10 protein-coding genes and 1 other annotated feature are annotated in these 15,925 nt (G+C 44.3%); of the genes, 6 read left to right on the forward strand and 4 right to left on the reverse strand.

Annotated features, from left to right (window positions below; translation table 11 throughout):
* Nucleotides 1-47: 47 nt before the first annotated feature.
* From F1593_RS19780 to F1593_RS19795, 4 genes are all read right to left on the reverse strand, one after another.
* Nucleotides 48-1,199: a mannosyltransferase family protein gene (locus tag F1593_RS19780; protein ID WP_149403293.1), complete on the reverse strand. Its 1,152-nt coding sequence runs from the start codon at nucleotides 1,197-1,199 to the stop codon at nucleotides 48-50.
* Nucleotides 1,200-2,930, reverse strand: coding sequence for an ArnT family glycosyltransferase (locus F1593_RS19785; protein WP_149403294.1), 1,731 nt, complete (start codon nucleotides 2,928-2,930; stop codon nucleotides 1,200-1,202).
* 200 nt (nucleotides 2,931-3,130) lie between these two features.
* Nucleotides 3,131-4,240: a sigma-70 family RNA polymerase sigma factor gene (locus F1593_RS19790; protein ID WP_149403295.1), complete on the reverse strand. Its 1,110-nt coding sequence runs from the start codon at nucleotides 4,238-4,240 to the stop codon at nucleotides 3,131-3,133.
* A gap of 538 nt (nucleotides 4,241-4,778) precedes the next feature.
* Nucleotides 4,779-5,114: a DUF2171 domain-containing protein gene (locus F1593_RS19795; protein WP_149403296.1), complete on the reverse strand. Its 336-nt coding sequence runs from the start codon at nucleotides 5,112-5,114 to the stop codon at nucleotides 4,779-4,781.
* A gap of 278 nt (nucleotides 5,115-5,392) precedes the next feature.
* Here F1593_RS19795 and F1593_RS19800 point away from each other — a divergent pair, with 278 nt between their 5' ends.
* The 6 genes from F1593_RS19800 (at nucleotide 5,393) to F1593_RS19825 (ending at nucleotide 15,851) form a co-directional block, all read left to right on the forward strand.
* Nucleotides 5,393-6,847, forward strand: a complete 1,455-nt coding sequence (locus F1593_RS19800; protein ID WP_172632273.1) for an exopolysaccharide biosynthesis polyprenyl glycosylphosphotransferase — start codon at nucleotides 5,393-5,395, stop codon at nucleotides 6,845-6,847.
* 36 nt (nucleotides 6,848-6,883) lie between these two features.
* Nucleotides 6,884-8,596 (forward strand): tyrosine-protein kinase domain-containing protein, encoded by a 1,713-nt coding sequence (locus F1593_RS19805; RefSeq protein ID WP_149403298.1) that lies wholly within the window; start codon nucleotides 6,884-6,886, stop codon nucleotides 8,594-8,596.
* A gap of 265 nt (nucleotides 8,597-8,861) precedes the next feature.
* On the forward strand, nucleotides 8,862-10,163 hold the full coding sequence (locus F1593_RS19810; RefSeq protein WP_216368930.1) for an O-antigen ligase family protein: 1,302 nt from the start codon (nucleotides 8,862-8,864) through the stop codon (nucleotides 10,161-10,163).
* An 8-nt stretch (nucleotides 10,164-10,171) separates the two neighbouring features.
* Nucleotides 10,172-11,965: a lipopolysaccharide biosynthesis protein gene (locus F1593_RS19815; RefSeq protein ID WP_149403300.1), complete on the forward strand. Its 1,794-nt coding sequence runs from the start codon at nucleotides 10,172-10,174 to the stop codon at nucleotides 11,963-11,965.
* Between the two features lie 37 nt (nucleotides 11,966-12,002).
* Nucleotides 12,003-13,256 (forward strand): glycosyltransferase, encoded by a 1,254-nt coding sequence (locus F1593_RS19820; RefSeq protein WP_172632275.1) that lies wholly within the window; start codon nucleotides 12,003-12,005, stop codon nucleotides 13,254-13,256.
* Nucleotides 13,257-13,616: 360 nt separating this feature from the next.
* Nucleotides 13,617-13,893: a binding site (T-box leader), on the forward strand.
* Nucleotides 13,894-13,940: 47 nt separating this feature from the next.
* Entirely contained in the window at nucleotides 13,941-15,851 is a 1,911-nt protein-coding gene (locus F1593_RS19825; protein ID WP_149403302.1) for a valine--tRNA ligase, read from the forward strand.
* The last annotated feature ends 74 nt before the right edge of the window (nucleotides 15,852-15,925 follow it).

Below are 15,925 nucleotides of genomic sequence, written 5' to 3' on the forward strand. Positions count from 1 at the left end.
GAGCACGATCTTGGACAGCAAGTTAGTTTCGTTGCTTGATTTTCCTTTTAAACGATCCAGCGATTCATCAGAAATGCAATCCCTAGTATTGCTTGAAGGGTTGGGAAAAGAAACAGTAGAGTAGAATGGAGTCGCTTAAAGCGCTTTCCTACTATTGCCAGGGTAATGAAGGCAGGAAACATCTCCAGGACAAAGCGTTGGTTCGAGAGCAAAATGTCTGGTTTCTGCGCTGGATTCACTAGAATATAGATGAGGAATGCTGCCATCCACAAACTGTAACTTTTTGGTAGTTTATGCCACCCGACGATGACTAGTATGATAAAGCTGAGTGTGGCCGTTAAATCCAAAAGCAGGTGAGCTTGATTGGAGGAGCCAAAGGCTTGAGGATGATAGATAAATAAAGCCCAGATGGCCTGGAAGAGTCCCATCCATGGCCAGGTGGTGTGGCGTGACCAATTTGCCTGAACAGCAATAAAGGCCAGCGGATTGTTAAATGTTCGCCAGTTGTACCAGGCATAGCTCAGCGTTCCTAGTGGAATAAGCACCACTGGAAGTAGACTGATAACAAGCGTACGATAACGAATAAGCACATGGGCACGTTGTTCCCATAACTCATAAAGATAAGGAATGACTAGAATGATTCCGACTGAACGAGTAAGGGCTGCTAGCATCCCCAACACACCTGCTAACCACCATTTCTGACGGCGCAGTGCGAGAAAACTTCCTGACGCAAAGAGCAAATACAGAGCTTCATTGTATGGAGCGAAGAAAAAAAAGGCGGTTGGGAAGATGCATAGATAGAGTAATGTACGCTGCGAGAGTTCCGAATCTACCAGATCAAAGGCTAGCTGATAGAGAATAAACAACATGCCTAGTAATGAGGCATTACTGATCACCGTCCCTACGAGAATATAACTCCAACTTCCACCTCCTAATAGGCGTGCTCCACCTGCAGTAAGTGCAGGAAAGAGAGGAAAGAAGGCCAGTTCATCGGCGTTCTGATATCCATATTGTGCGATATGGGTATAGTTAGCCGCATCCCAGTGATTCCATGTACTAAAAAACGCTGCTATATTTACTGGCGTATCAGTATAATTTTTAGACGTCAGCAAAATATAGGCAATATATGTGATAAGTACTAAGAGCAGGCGCGTACAGAGCCAGAGCCAGAGTATATCTCGTGTTGGACGATGTTGCATTTATTTTGAATCCACCTCCAGGATGTAGCAATAGATAGTATTGCCACCGGTAATGGCATGTATCATCTTTGTCTGTGAAGGGAGTGGATAACCGCGTTGTACCAGATGTTTAGGCCAGACAAGATACTTATATTGCGTGAAGCTCTGATCCTTTGGATGCGCCTCTTTTAACTGAAAAAGTTTAGACATATCTGTGTTGTAGTAAAACCAGTTGGCGGAAGAACTGTAACCATTGAGTGTGCCAGGCAAAGCAATCAGCCCCACGTTGCTATGCGTGTCATGATTGTCTGCAAGCCATTGGAGCGCTTCTCGATAACCAGGATAAGCAACTTGTAGGGTACTATTCTCGTTATTTTGGAAAAACTCGTTGGTATATCCTTCTGCAGCATAGACGGTGGTTAATCCATATAAATGGGGAACAATGGTGAGGAGTGCCAGGAGTATAATTGGAAGAAGCACCGCTGGTTTGCTTGCTACACGTGCGTCTGGGGTTGACGAGGAGATAACGGCATTTGTCCCTTTATTGTGAATGAAACCCGCAATAAAGTGAATAATCATTGCCAGACCTGACACTCCTGCTACTGCAACAGGTGGAGCAAGCGGAAGGTGATAGTGAGTGCCCACAACAATATTGAGAAGGCTAAACATGCCGAGAATGCTCAGCAGCCAGATGACGATATAAGCCAGGCGAGCAGCTTTATGGTAATCAATCCGGCTTTTGTTGAAATGAAAACGTATCAACTGCACAATTTTGGCTACAACAAATATCGCTGCTGGTATGGTCAGAAATGCACTCATTTTCGTGAAGATGATATAGACAATAGACCAATGTGGTACATGGAGGTAATACTGCCCAGCGATAAAAGTAGGATGTCCATTTGCTGAGTGACTCCATTCAAATGCAAAGCTATGAGAGAGGCGTGCTAGAGGATTAAGCCAGAGAGCAGGATCTACGATGAAAAAGGCGAGTGGAGCAATAATAATCGCGATAACCCACCACTTCCAGGGGAGTATCGGCCGTTCTTCAACCGGCATCATTGGACGTAGCAAGAAATAATAGTATGCGACAAAGAGGATTATACCAGGAACAACCAGCACAGCGGTATATTTACTGGCAGCCCCTAATCCAACGAGTAAAGCTACGATTGGAAAAAGCCAGGGCCGACGAATAGCATGCCAGAGCGTGAGGAAGGCGATCGTTATAAATGCGGTCATGGTCATATCGAGATACGCCAGCGCGCTGAAATAGACGAGCCAGGGACTAAATGCCAGGCTCAATGCCGCGATAAGCGCGATTGTACGACCAAAGGGGGCTCTTCCAAGCCAATACACCGCAGCGACGAGCAGTGTTCCCATGAGAATACTGGGTATACGGCCCGCGAATAACTCACTAAAGAGATGTCCAAAGATGTTATTAAATGCAATTGATAATCCCATCAGGATTTTTGCAAGCGGTGGATGTTCGTAGTTGAATGTGTACCATTGGGATGAACTAATGTTAGCATGGGTAATGAGTGGCAAATAGACTTTGCCACCGAGGATATAGACAACCTCATCAGTAACAACATCGAGCTGGCGAGCTAATAGAATGCGAGGAATAAGCGTGACAACAGCCAATCCAATCAGAAGAAAAAATTCAATGCTTGGTTTGTGTTGAATTGGTGTAGACGTTGATGCTGGCAAAGATTGAGGTGAATTATCTCCAGTTGTATGTTCTAGCCTGGTGTGCATATTTCCCCCAGTTACTGTGGTAAGAGTATAAGCAGGCACTTATAGGTATGTAAAAAGTAGATATAAGTTCCTTGTTAATCGCGGGCTAGTATATCATACTCATGGGAAGAGCGTCGAGCAGGCTAGTACCACAGCATTGATGAGAAGAAAAAGGCACAAAAAAAGGGAACCCACCCCAGGTTCCCAATTGTTTGTTTGGATCAGACACATTCTCGGAGAGAAATGCTTGCGCTCATTCCTCGTAGTTTCATCAGCGCGACAACTTCGAGCTGGCGTACGCGCTCTCTTGAAATGCCGAGCTCTTTACCGACTTCTAGCAATGTGCGGCTGCGTCCATCGCCGATCCCATAGCGAAGCGTGATCACTGCACGTTCACGTGGTGTCAAAAACGCGAGGGCACGGTGCAATTCTTCTCCTAAGAGATGTTGCGATGCTGTATCGGCGGGTGCTGGAGTGGTGCTATCTTCTAGCGTATCGGCCAGAGAATAACGAGCCTCTTCATCCACAGGTGCATCCAGGGAAACGGGCTGTTCAACAACGCTCAGCAGATCTACAACCTCATTGACATCAATGTTGCAGGCAGCTGCAATCTCTTCTGGAAGTGGGTCTAATCCATTCTCTTGTGAAAGTTGAGCTGCGATACGGCGTACTTTACGCAGGCGCGTAGCGACGTGTTCAGGGAGATGAATCATACGAGATTGCTCACCGGCAGCACGACTGACTGCCTGTCGAATCCACCAGGTTGCATAAGTCCCAAAGTGGCAACCGCGCTGATAGTCAAACTTCTCGGCTGCACGCATCAGCCCCATATTTCCTTCTTGAATCAAGTCTATAAGCGGAACGCCAGTGCTGATGTAGCGCCTTGCGATAGCTATAACGAGGCGAAGATTTGATTCGATAAGAATACGTCGCGCCATATCATCACCGGCAGCCGCACGGCGGGCCAGATTGATTTCTTCTTCGTGGGTAATCAGACCATGACGACGAATATCGCGTAGATAGCTCTGGAAAGCATCTTCAGACCCTGAAGCATTTTTTGTTCCAGTGATACCTCCCTCACGGCGGCGGGGAGTGGTTTCTTCCAGTATATCTGTACTACTTTCTGCATCATCTTCGAGTAGCGTATTCGTATCCTCATCCAGAGTAATTTCAATATCTACGAGTGGCTCTGTGACCCGTGTAGTGACGGTTGAAAGCAAGGTATCCTCGAAATTGATATTAAGCTTGGATGGGAGCGGTTGGGTATGCCGTTCTCTCGTTGTGGTGCGCATGGTCCTTGGGTCTTCTCTGACAGGATTAACAATTGCCATAATTCCACGCTCCCTTCAGGAAACTCACCGACAAAATCAGCGTCGGACCCGTATTGCCTTGTGGGTAGCGCCCTCACAGGCAGAGTATAACACATGTAAAAGGGATGTCTCGAATGTGTTGTGATTACGTGTCCATATTTCCATACTATGTTTAGCCTATATTTTATAGAATCTGGATATGAAGTCACATCAGGTGATCACCTGAAATACAATCAGGTTATAACTGTATATTCTCTTTACCTGACAAGAAGATTTCGCTTAATGTGAGAAATTTCGTTTGAAAGTTTTGCTGTCCGAGCTTGACATTTTTATGGATGGGTTTTGTATGAAAACACTTGTTGTTGACAGGCTGCTGATAAAAGAATAGAAGGTCTATCATGAGTTTTCGCACCTACGGTGCTCAAACATCTTTTTATTGTGTGATGTCGGAAAAGTTCGAAGAACTTTTCCGACATCACACAATAAAAAGGGCGCAGGCGCGCATGCACCTGCCAGCAGATGAGCAGTAAGATCCCACTACCTGGTGAATAGTACTGAATCAGGCCTGGTTAGGATCTTCTTCATCAAATGGATCATGAACACCATGCCCGCGGTCATAGAAAAGCTGGGTTGGATCATCTAAATGATCTTCATAATCTGGCCGCTTCTGCCATTCTTTTTCTTGAGATTCTTTAGCTGTCAATTGTAGATGAATAGAATCGCCCTCTATTTGTTGAATGGCTTTATAAGGAATATAGCTATCTTTTGCGAAAAGAAATCCCTTTTTTACCATGAATGAATCTTCGTAGATGTCCTCTACATGCCCAATTTTTTGGTTATCAGAAGAATAAACAATCATGTGTTTATGTAAATTCTTTTGGGTCCACGTTCCCATAAATATCCTCTTTCTTTGTCGTATAAGATATCTATTCGTAGTCACGACTGATTTTACGGAAAAGTTTCATATTCTTGAGTTCTTTCTTTCTTTGTTGCCTCTCAATCCTTTTTTTGTCTAGAGATAGAGGTCATAGGAGCTCATGCATATATCTATATGAGCAAAATATCCAAAAAATAGGAGGTATGAAATATTGGTCTAAAAAACTTTCCTATTACGTGGCCTCGAGAAGTATATAAATACATAGAGAGATGAAATTATATACCGGGGAGGTTAGGATGGTTGCATTTAAATCTACTCCATACTGCGATAATCCATTGATGCAAAAATCTATATTGTCTGCCTGGCACTGGCGTTCTATTCTTATCGTTGGTGATACCTTTCTTGTGCTATTTACCATTCTCTATACTTTACTATTATCTGATCAAGGTCAGGAAATTGTACCAATTGTGGCTAACGCACTCCCAGGGAGTGCGTCCGTTTTGCTGTGGTGGTTTGTTGTAGGCGTACTGGCATGGGTGGTTGGCGTACATATTGCTAATCCATATGATCGGATGTATCTATTGAATTTTTGTCGTGGTGTATTGTCAGGATATTGTGCAATATGGGGAATGCTCTGTACCTGGGGCGCTTTTTTGCTGACATATTCACAGGGCAATCTCTTGCTTTGTTTGCATATCATTTTGAATTATGCTTTGGTCATCTTATTATCATTCGGGTTTTGGCGCATGTGTTTTGCTTATTGCCAGAATCTTTTTCTTTTTCGACCACGAACTATTATCATTGGCACCAATCAAATGACCGATATCCTCATTAATGAGTTGTGTTGGGCGGGAAAGCCAGCCCCGTTGTTGCTTGGTTATGTCAGTGAACAGGCAACAGATAATCAGTCGATGTTATCTTGCCCTTACTTAGGAGGACAGGATGCATTATGTTCTATGATCCAGCATGGTTGTGTGGATATGTTGATTGTAGCAACTGACAATCCTTTTGAGTCGCTAGTTTCTCAAGATATATTACATGCAACGCCGCATGAGATTTATATCTTTTCGCTGGCTGAATTATATGAATTGTCTATGGGGAAAGTTGCCTCAATCCATGCTGAAAATACGTGGCCAATAGTCTTGACTTTCTATACGCAACTGTCTTTAGGATATCGTTGCTGGCATTGGTTATTGGATATGTGTTTTGCTTTGCTTGGTAGCTGCCTCCTCATTCTTGTTCTGCCTATGATTGCTACTTTGATTTGTCTGGACTCGCCCGGCCCCATTTTCTACTGGCAAGAGCGCGTAGGTCATCGTGGTCGTTTGTTTCGTATCCTGAAGTTTCGTTCAATGCGCGTAGATGCCGAGCAATGTGGCGCGAGTTGGGCTACGCCAATGGACCTTCGTGTGACGCGAGTTGGGCGAATTTTACGCGCTCTCCATCTTGATGAACTACCTCAGGTTATCAATATCCTTCGTGGTGAAATGAGCTTGATCGGTCCACGCCCAGAACGTCTGTCATTTGTTCTTCCATTAGAACAGGCACTACCGTTATTTCAATATCGCTTAGCTATCAAGCCAGGTTTAACAGGCTGGGCACAAGTGAAGGCTCCTTATGCCAGTAGCCTCCCTGAGTCTGCCATTAAGCTGCAACATGATCTTTACTATATTAAGCATCAATCATTTACGCTGGATATATGTATATTGTTTAAAACAATTATCGAAATATTCTGGTGCTCTGGTCGTTAAGGTTTGTTTTTGCTTCTATTATTGGTAGGGAGGTGTATGGTGTCTTTTGAGCAGTTCTGGGCTATTCTGTGTAAGCGTTGGTCTTTACTACTTATCTGTACCTTTTTGGTATGTGCTGGTGCATTCGCGAGCAGTTTACTGATGACCCCGGTCTATCGATCCAGTGTGATTGTACAAGTGGTTGTGCATGCTGGTGTTGACCAGAGCGATATTAATGCACTATTAGCAAGTAACCAACTTGTACAAACAGAAGCACAATTAGCGACAAGCGATCCCATTTTGTTAGAAGTAACCAAGCATCATCCTGCATTGACGATGGCGCAACTGCGTATGATGGTTTCATCTGAAACCAGAATCAATACTCAGTTGTTTGTTTTGAATGTGCAGTCAACAAACGCAAAGGAGGCTGCTGATCTGGCTAATGAGATTGCTGGAGTGTTTATTCAGCAACAGGAGCAATCTCATCAAAAGGAAAACCAGAAACAAGAGCAAGAACTACAACAAAAGATATCAGGCATTAGTCACCAGATAGAAAAGATCAAGCTTCAGTTGATGCATGGGGTCCAGGCGACCGAAAAGGATAACCTGGAAAATCAATTGATAATGCTGCAGCAGCATAATAGCCAATGGCAGTCAGCATTATCACAGTTAGATGTTACTCAAACCCAGAGTAGTGATTTCTTATTGATTGTTCAGGCTGCTCAACCGGCTACGGAACCAATACAGCCAGATATCTGGTTGAATACAGGGGGAGGATTGGGTGTTGGCTGTTTATTGGGATGCCTGCTGATTATCATCGTGGATTATTTGGATCAGCGTGTGCGTAATATTAATGATATTCAACGTCTTGTTGATTGGCCTCTGCTTGCCATGATCTGGGATATAGCGGAACAAAAGCACCATCCCCAATCTTCCGATGTCAATGGAGAAGCATATCGTAGTTTACGAACGAGTGTTACTTTTGTTGCTAATACTTCTCAGTTGCGCACGTTTCTGGTTACAAGCGCCTTCCAGGATGAAGGAAAGAGCACAATTGCTGCAAACCTCGCCATATATATGGCAATGGCAGGAAAGAATACTTTGTTGATTGATGCGGATCTGCGTAGCCCGGTCTTGCACGAAAAATTTGGCCTGGAAGCCGATAAGCCAGGATTTAGTAATGCTCTTTTAGCATGTACCATGTTTGCAAATCGGGCATCTTTACCGCATGCACATCCTATAAACTTAGTCCCCCCTATCATTTCTCTTAATCCTTTCATACATACGGTAAACATTCCAAATTTGCGCGTCATGCCATCGGGGCCATTGCCTCCCAATCCATCTGAGTTACTGGCTTCTAAGGCAATGCAGCGTTTCCTGCAACTTTTGGATCATTATGGAGCGGAAATCATTGTTTTTGATTCCACGCCCCTTCTTGGCCTCTCAGAGGCTACGACTCTGGCTCATAAGATAGATGGAACCATTGTCGTAATCGATACGAAGCAGATTCATCAGGCTCAATTGCGTCAGGCTCATACTATTCTTACGCAAGCCAATGCACACGTAATCGGGTGCGTTTTGAATAAACAAAAAATTGGTCGTTCTGCTGCACATTCCTCTTACTATACTACTTATCATCATTCCAATGAGCAGACTTATACGCGTGACAATGAACAGAGCGAGGAGGTAAGTCATATTCCTCTATTAAATCAATCTTCAACTCTTGATGCGCAATCTGAAATGCAAACGCCGACAATTCCATTGCAATAGATCATTAGCGTAGAGCGTTATCTGTTGTTCTATAAGTGGAAGCTGCCAGAAATTGGTAAAGAACATAAGGAATAGTGAAATAAGGATGGTAGGTGGAATAGTGTTCAATAGATGGGGCAGAAACTTTTTGGTTACACAAATGAAGATCCATGTTAGATATTGCTGCAGGGAATGGCATATTGGACTATGGGGGATGATTTGTGGGACGTTTTTATTCGGTGGAATATTGACTTGGTTGGGCCTATATGCATTTATGGCTGCCGTTATGGCACTTGTATTCACAATTCTTGTCATTTTACGTTTAGATATTCTTACGGCAATGATCGTTGTTGTGATTCATCTGTATGCTGATTGGTATCTGGGATTGCATTTGATCGCTCCTCTCCTCGCAATTATGTTACTGATTGCCTATTATCTTACCCGTTCTACGCGCCATCCCTGGGTTCAATTGCGCTGTTTCTGGCTCTGGGGGCTCTTTTTAGGGTTCACCATTTATCCTGCAATTCGAGGAGGTCTTGTCATGACATACGATGCTGCCTCCTTTTATCCTAGCGATATTATGGGTGCACTACTTATGTATTGGATTGGATCGTTAATTGTGTATGATAAATGGCGCTTACGATTCTTCTTTTTCCTGTTTAGTTGCCTGGCTTCCTTACTGGCGTTGCATACGTTGTATCAAAACTTTACTGGGACTATCCTTTTTGCCTCGTCAAAAGTGGCTGTTTTTTTGTCGCAATCTGATGTTGCCTATTATCAGATGTCTGGCACCAATGTTCAACGTACTGGCTCGTTCTTTATCGATCCAAATTGGAATGGGGCCTTTTTAGCCATGGCTTTCTTTTTACCAACAGGTCTGTTTATCTCAGAAACCAACTGTTGGCGAAAACTCTGTGCTCTTCTAATGATGACGGTTATCTTATTGGCTTTGATGTGTACATATAGCACGGGAGCCTGGGTAGCTTTTCTCTTTGGGATAGGTGTTTTGTGTCTCTTTTCTGGCAAGATGTTGTATTGTATTGCACTCCCGATAGCTTCCTTCTGTGTTGCCGTATTGCTGGCAACGTTGTTCCCGTCCCAGATTGCATTGCAAATGCGACACATCAGTGCGAACAATGAGCTTTCACTACGCATTGCAACCTGGCAGACAGCATTGCGAGTGATACGAGCCCACCCCTGGGATGGAGTTGGACTAGGCCACCAGATATATCTGATTCAGTCCAATATTTATCGTGTGCCAGCGCAATTTGTCATGCTTTCGCATCCTCACGATTCTTATCTTGAATGGGCCGCAATGGCCGGAATACCTGTGGCTGGTATATTCATTTCCTTGCTGATTGCCACTCTGTGGCTGGCTTATCGCAACTGGCGTTGTTTCCGTGGTGCTTCAAGAACTTTAATTGGTTCTGGAATCGCGGCGATGGTTACATTGAGCATCAATAGCATCAGCATTAATGGTTGGACACATTTCGCTCTGGCTATGATGGCATGGCTAATTCTCGGGGCAATCTCATCGCCATTACTTTGTACAAAAGATGGTAGCACGGACACACAGGAAAGCGAGTAAGTGAAGCCATGACAACAACTCCACCACCGGCCCAGCCCGAAGAAAATAACGCACATACTCATCCATTGTTTACCCGCGCTGTGCGTATGCATCGACCTTCTTTATTAAAAGATCCAACGACTTTATTCTCTGAGAAGGTTAGCTCAGAACAAAGCTCAGTATATGCTTTGTTGAAACCGCCGTTTATAGCAGCACAGCATATGCAAGCTAGTGAGCCGATTGCATGTGCTTCATCCTTTCCAGACAGTGATGTATCTGTAATACCTTCTTTCGATGTCGAAGAGGTACCTGCTGATCAACAACTCACCTGGTTGATTCCGGCAGTTGCTACTCTGGAGCGCCTGAAAAAAATGCCTTCGATAATATCCGAAGATGGCAATCCAATGGCTTTACTTTCGAAGTTGATAAAAGATTCAGGGATATATGCTATTGCTTCCTGCTTATCGCCGCTATTATCCCTGTTTGTATCTCCGTTCTTAGCGCATCACCTTACGTATATGGATTACGGGATGCTTATATTATTGAATACAACCATTGCTTTATTAGCTGGCCTCTCACAATGTGGTCTGGGTAGTGCTTTTGTGCAAATATATCACCGGGTTGATACATCACGAGAGACGCAACGTCGAGTATTGACCACTGTTTGCTTGCTCATGTTTATGCTTTCATGTGCTTGTTTGTTGATAATCGCATGTGCAGCTTCGGAGATTGCGCGCTGGCTTTTGCACAATAGTGCTTATGCTTCAGTAGTTCGCATCGCGGCTTCTGTATTATTTATACAAAATTTTGTGGTGCCCACATTAGCACTTCTGAGGGCAGAACGTCGAGCCAATCTTTTTTGTCTACTATCTGTGCTAAATCTACTTGTGGCTGCTGGCTTGACCTATGTATTGGTTGGCATTTTGCAATGGGGAAGCAGTGGAGCTTTGCTTGCAGTGGGTGGTGGCTCCTTGTGTGTGGGAATCTGCCAATTGCCTATCATCTGGCGACGCGCTCGTTTCTGTTTAGATTGGAAAATAATAAAAGAGCTGTTTGTTTTCGGTTTATCGACAGTACCGGGTTTTTTAGCTGTCTGGATCTTGCAGCTTTCGGATCGCTATTTTTTGAGCTGGTTGGGTTTTTTATCACAGACCGCTGGCTATGGAGTGGCTTATACATTAGGAAATGTTCTTGGTCCATTAGTGATTATGCCTTTTTCTCTTGCCTGGTACTCGACCATGTATGGTATTGCCAGGCGGACAAATGCGTCGACGATCTTTTGTTTTGTTTTCCGTTGGTATTGTTTGGCATTACTCTTCTGCGCTTTTTTCGTAGCGTTGTTCGCAAATGATGTATTGACCTGGATGTTTCCTCCAGCTTACGCTTCTGCAGAGATGATCATTCCTTTTATAGCACTTGCGAATGTATTCTATGGTTTGTTTGAGCTTTTTATGGTTGGCGTTTTGTTACGAGAAAAAGTTCGTTTTACCATCTTGTTTTTACCGCTGGCGGCGGTTGTTCATATTGCCTTAAACTGTTTGCTTATTCCAAACTATGGCATAGTCGGGGCAGCGATTTCAACGCTTGTTGCCTATCTTCTGCTGGCGTGTGTGGCTTATTTTGTAAATCAGCGCATCTATCCCCTTCCGTTTGAAATTGGTTTGTTTGGATTGGCTTTATGTTTAGGTATAGTTTGGTATATCGGTGCCATGCTCTTACTGCGAGGTCAAAGTGTCGTGATGCATTGGATTATTTTAGGTGGGATTGGATGCCTCTATGGGGGAATCTTGTTTTTGTTGGGTCACATACCAGCAAAAAAGTAGCCAGGGAAAAATAGCGGAGGAGAAAATGGGAGGATGGATGATGATATTAAGTAAGATTGTGAAGCATATACGTTTGAATGCTTATGTGAATAAGCCCCAATTTCAGGTTTGCATGCATGTGCTTGGCCCGGCTCGTTATAACTATCGGGTTATGAATGATGCGTTTGCTTTGCACAAGGCTGGTTATAAAGTTACTATTTTAGATGTAGTAGGGAGCTGTGACGGTTGTACAAAGGAAGTTATTGAAGGGATTTCTTTTAAGCATGTTGTGGCTCCAGGTTGGTTTATACCATCGCAATTTAAGTTCTGCTTTGTCTTGAAACTGATTGTTATGATCATGCGTTGTACTTTTTCTTTGTTATTGACGCAGGCTGATATTTATCATGCCCACGTGGAGCATACGTTTCTCGCGTCTTATCTCGCGGCACGTATACGTCGAAAAACCTTAATCTTTGATACGCCTGAGCTCACAATGTTTGGTCCTAATATTCTACGCTGGCCTTTATTGCGACAAATGGCTATTTGGATTATTCGCCTCATGTCAAAGAATTGTACTGTGCATATTACAGGTTCGCCACTCTATAAACCAATACTGACTGACCTCTATGGCAATAAATGCGTCCAGGTTATACGGCATATCCCTCCCCATCGCGTGGTGGTTGAGAATACATTGTTCCAGCAAACATTGCTGCTTGCTCCAGAAACGCAAATCGCTTTATACCAGGGGAATTTGCAGGAGGATCGAGAATTAGACACCCTGGTATTGGCAGCCGTTTATCTAAATCCTGGCATCGCTATTGTCATGATGGGGGATGACTATGGAAATTGTAAAAGCCGCTTGCAGACACTTATTCAGCGTGAGCAGTTAGCTGATCGCGTCAAAATTATCCCTGCTGTGCCATATGCTCAGCTATTGGATTGGACTGCCTCGGCCACTATTGGTTTAACGGTTTTACCTCCCACATATTCTCTCAGTATTCGATTGTGTTTGCCCAACAAATTTTTTGAATATGTGATGGCTGGTTTGCCCATCCTGTCATCTCGTTTAGATGCTATCGCTGAAATGATCCAGCTTTATGATATTGGGCACGTGCTTGATGAATATACACCATATCAAATTGGGCAGGCCATTAATCTGATGCTGGCTGACCAGGATGAACTTCTGCGAATGCAAGCTAACACGCGAACAGCGCTTAAAAGTGGCCTGACCTGGGAAGAAGAAAGCCAGAAATTAGTCCAAATCTATCACAAAGTGTTTGATGCTCATCACCATTGGGATCTTACTGTTTGACCTGCTGGCAGGCGCATGCGCGCCTGTGCTCAAAAGAGTTTTAGTATGTGATGCAGAATGGGTGCTTCGCACCCATTCTGCATCACATACTAAAACTCTTTTGAGCACCATCGGTGCGAAAATTCCTATAAAGAGAACATGAAGAGCGTAGGAACCAAACACTCTCTCACCTTGACTTTGTACATTTTTAAGCTTTTGAGCTTGCGAAAAAGGTCGAGTGCGACGCATTTTTGAGTTCACATTTTCAAGATTGTACAAAGTCGAGCTCACTAAATCTTATGCTGGTTTATTGATCAGTTCTCTGTTGCTTGACAAAAGATTGCATTTGCGGTACTCTTCTTCATAAGAAACAATAAATCAATAAAGACCATGAACGAGCGGAGTAAAGAGATACGATTCGTCAGAGAGTGGAGGTCATCGGGTGCAAGCCTCCTTCGAGTACGTCTCTTGAATGTGGCTCGGAAGTCGGGTATCTGAAATGCATGGTAGCCTCGATTGTGATGAGGATTACAGGTCGTTAAGATCCTTCGGGTGTGTCCGTTAACGCACGATTGAGGATAGCTTGTATTGACCAGGTTGGGCGTGCCAGCTATCAAAACAAGGTGGTACCACGAGTAGCGTTGCCCTCGTCCTTGCGAGGAGGCAACGTTTTTTTTGTTAGTACACACTATAAGGAGTACTACTATGTTGCCCAACCGTTATCAGTTTCGTGAGGTTGAACCTCGGCTAACGCGCCTGTGGGCGGATACTGATCTTTACACCTTCGATCCGCATGGATCTGGTCCACTCTACACAATTGATACCCCTCCTCTAACCGTTTCAGGTGAATTGCATATTGGACATTGTTATTCATATACTCAAACGGATGTTATCGCCCGCTTTCATCGTATGCGAGGTGAACGTGTTTTGTATCCAATGGGATTTGATGATAATGGATTGCCTACTGAACGTTTTGTTGAAAAAATACTCAAGCGTAAGGCAACTGAAATGGATCGTGCGGAGTTTCTCGCCGCATGTTTAACGCTGACTCAACAGACAGAAGATCGATTTGAGGCTCTCTGGCGACGTTTAAGTCTGAGTGTTGATTGGCATTATCGCTATTCGACCCTTTCTCCTATAGCACAGCAAACTTCTCAGTGGTCGTTTATTCAACTCTATCGGTCCGGTCGGGCGTATGCACAATTAGCTCCAACACTCTGGTGTCCTGATTGTCAGACTGCAATTGCTCAGGCCGAGTTGGATGATAAGATGTTACCCACACTGTTTACGACCTTTGCTTTCCAGCTACCTGATGGTCGATCCCTACCAATCGCTACCACACGTCCTGAACTACTACCTGCCTGTGTTGCCATTTTTGTTCATCCCAATGATCAGCGTTATGCTTCCCTGGTTGGTTCTTCTGCACATATTGCAAGCGCTGCTTTTTCTTCGCAAGAGTCAATTGAAGTTCCTATTCTAGCTGATGAATTGGTTGATCCCGCTAAGGGAAGTGGCGCTGTTATGTGTTGTACCTTTGGTGATGCGACCGATGTGCGCTGGTGGCGTATGCATCATCTGCCATTACATGCGGCAATTGGCCGCGATGGACATATGACTGCTCTGGCTGGTCCGTTGGCTGGTTTGACCTCCATTGCCGCGCGCAAGTTAATTCTTCAACGTTTGTCTGAACAAGGCTTGATTTTGCAACAGAAAACAATTGAACATACCGTTGGAATTCACGAGCGTTGCGGTACACCTATTGAGTATTTGCAAACTAGACAATGGTTTATTCGTGTATTAGATCAAAAAGAGCGTTTTTTGCAAGCTGGCCGTCAGATGCGTTGGAATCCTGCCTATATGCGTAGTCGTTACGAACATTGGGTTGAGAATTTGCAGTGGGATTGGTGTATCTCACGACAGCGTTTCCTGGGGGGTCCTTTTCCTGCCTGGACTTGCCGCGCCTGTGGTGAGTTGCTGCTGGCAGAGCTAGATGATCTGCCGGTTGATCCTCTTCTCGCCGCTCCCGGACGCGCTTGCGTGTGTGGATCGAAAGATTTTGAACCTGAAACGGATGTCATGGATACCTGGGCAACATCCTCTTGTACGCCCTTGATTATTGGGCATTGGGCAGATGATCCAGTCTGGTTTCAGCGGCACTATCCGCTTAGCCTGCGCCCTCAGGCTCATGATATCATTCGTACCTGGGCTTTCTATACTATTGTCAAAGGCATCTATCATACAGATTTGCCTCCCTGGCAAGAAGTGATGATATCTGGTCATGCGCTTTCAACAGAGAGAAGTAAAATCTCTAAATCGAAAGGAAACAGTTCTGTTGATTCCATGACTTTGATCGAACAAGAGTCAGCGGATGCTCTACGTTATTGGGCCACGTCGGTTAAGCCTGGGCATGATACTCCTTTCAATCCAGAGCTGTTAGCGTTGGGCCGCCGGCTGGTTACAAAGCTGTGGAACGCCAGCCGTTTTGCCGAGAGTCGTCTTCAAGAGTTAGATGCTATTGCACTAACGGCACCGCCGACGCTTTTGCATTTGACCGATCGCTGGTTGTTTATAATGCCCCTAGAAATTCAGACAGAAAAAAGTTGGCTCGTAAGATAAAATTGATTCATGGAAAAGCAAAAAAGAAAACAACACACGGCAGAATTTAAGGCAAAAGTAGTAAAGGAGATTTT

Origin of the sequence: Dictyobacter arantiisoli, from assembly GCF_008326305.1 — a bacterium.
GTDB lineage: Bacteria > Chloroflexota > Ktedonobacteria > Ktedonobacterales > Ktedonobacteraceae > Dictyobacter > Dictyobacter arantiisoli.

Excerpts from the sequence above, each read along its gene's own strand:
- F1593_RS19810 (WP_216368930.1), top strand. The coding sequence starts at position 8,862 with ATGGCACTTGTATTCACAATTCTTGTCATTTTACGTTTAGATATTCTT.
- F1593_RS19825 (WP_149403302.1), top strand. The coding sequence starts at position 13,941 with ATGTTGCCCAACCGTTATCAGTTTCGTGAGGTTGAACCTCGGCTAACG.
- F1593_RS19815 (WP_149403300.1), top strand. The coding sequence starts at position 10,172 with ATGACAACAACTCCACCACCGGCCCAGCCCGAAGAAAATAACGCACAT.
- F1593_RS19795 (WP_149403296.1), bottom strand. The coding sequence starts at position 5,114 with ATGGGAACGTGGACCCAAAAGAATTTACATAAACACATGATTGTTTAT.
- F1593_RS19805 (WP_149403298.1), top strand. The coding sequence starts at position 6,884 with ATGGTGTCTTTTGAGCAGTTCTGGGCTATTCTGTGTAAGCGTTGGTCT.
- F1593_RS19820 (WP_172632275.1), top strand. The coding sequence starts at position 12,003 with ATGATGATATTAAGTAAGATTGTGAAGCATATACGTTTGAATGCTTAT.
- F1593_RS19800 (WP_172632273.1), top strand. The coding sequence starts at position 5,393 with ATGGTTGCATTTAAATCTACTCCATACTGCGATAATCCATTGATGCAA.
- F1593_RS19790 (WP_149403295.1), bottom strand. The coding sequence starts at position 4,240 with ATGGCAATTGTTAATCCTGTCAGAGAAGACCCAAGGACCATGCGCACC.
- F1593_RS19785 (WP_149403294.1), bottom strand. The coding sequence starts at position 2,930 with ATGCACACCAGGCTAGAACATACAACTGGAGATAATTCACCTCAATCT.
- F1593_RS19780 (WP_149403293.1), bottom strand. The coding sequence starts at position 1,199 with ATGCAACATCGTCCAACACGAGATATACTCTGGCTCTGGCTCTGTACG.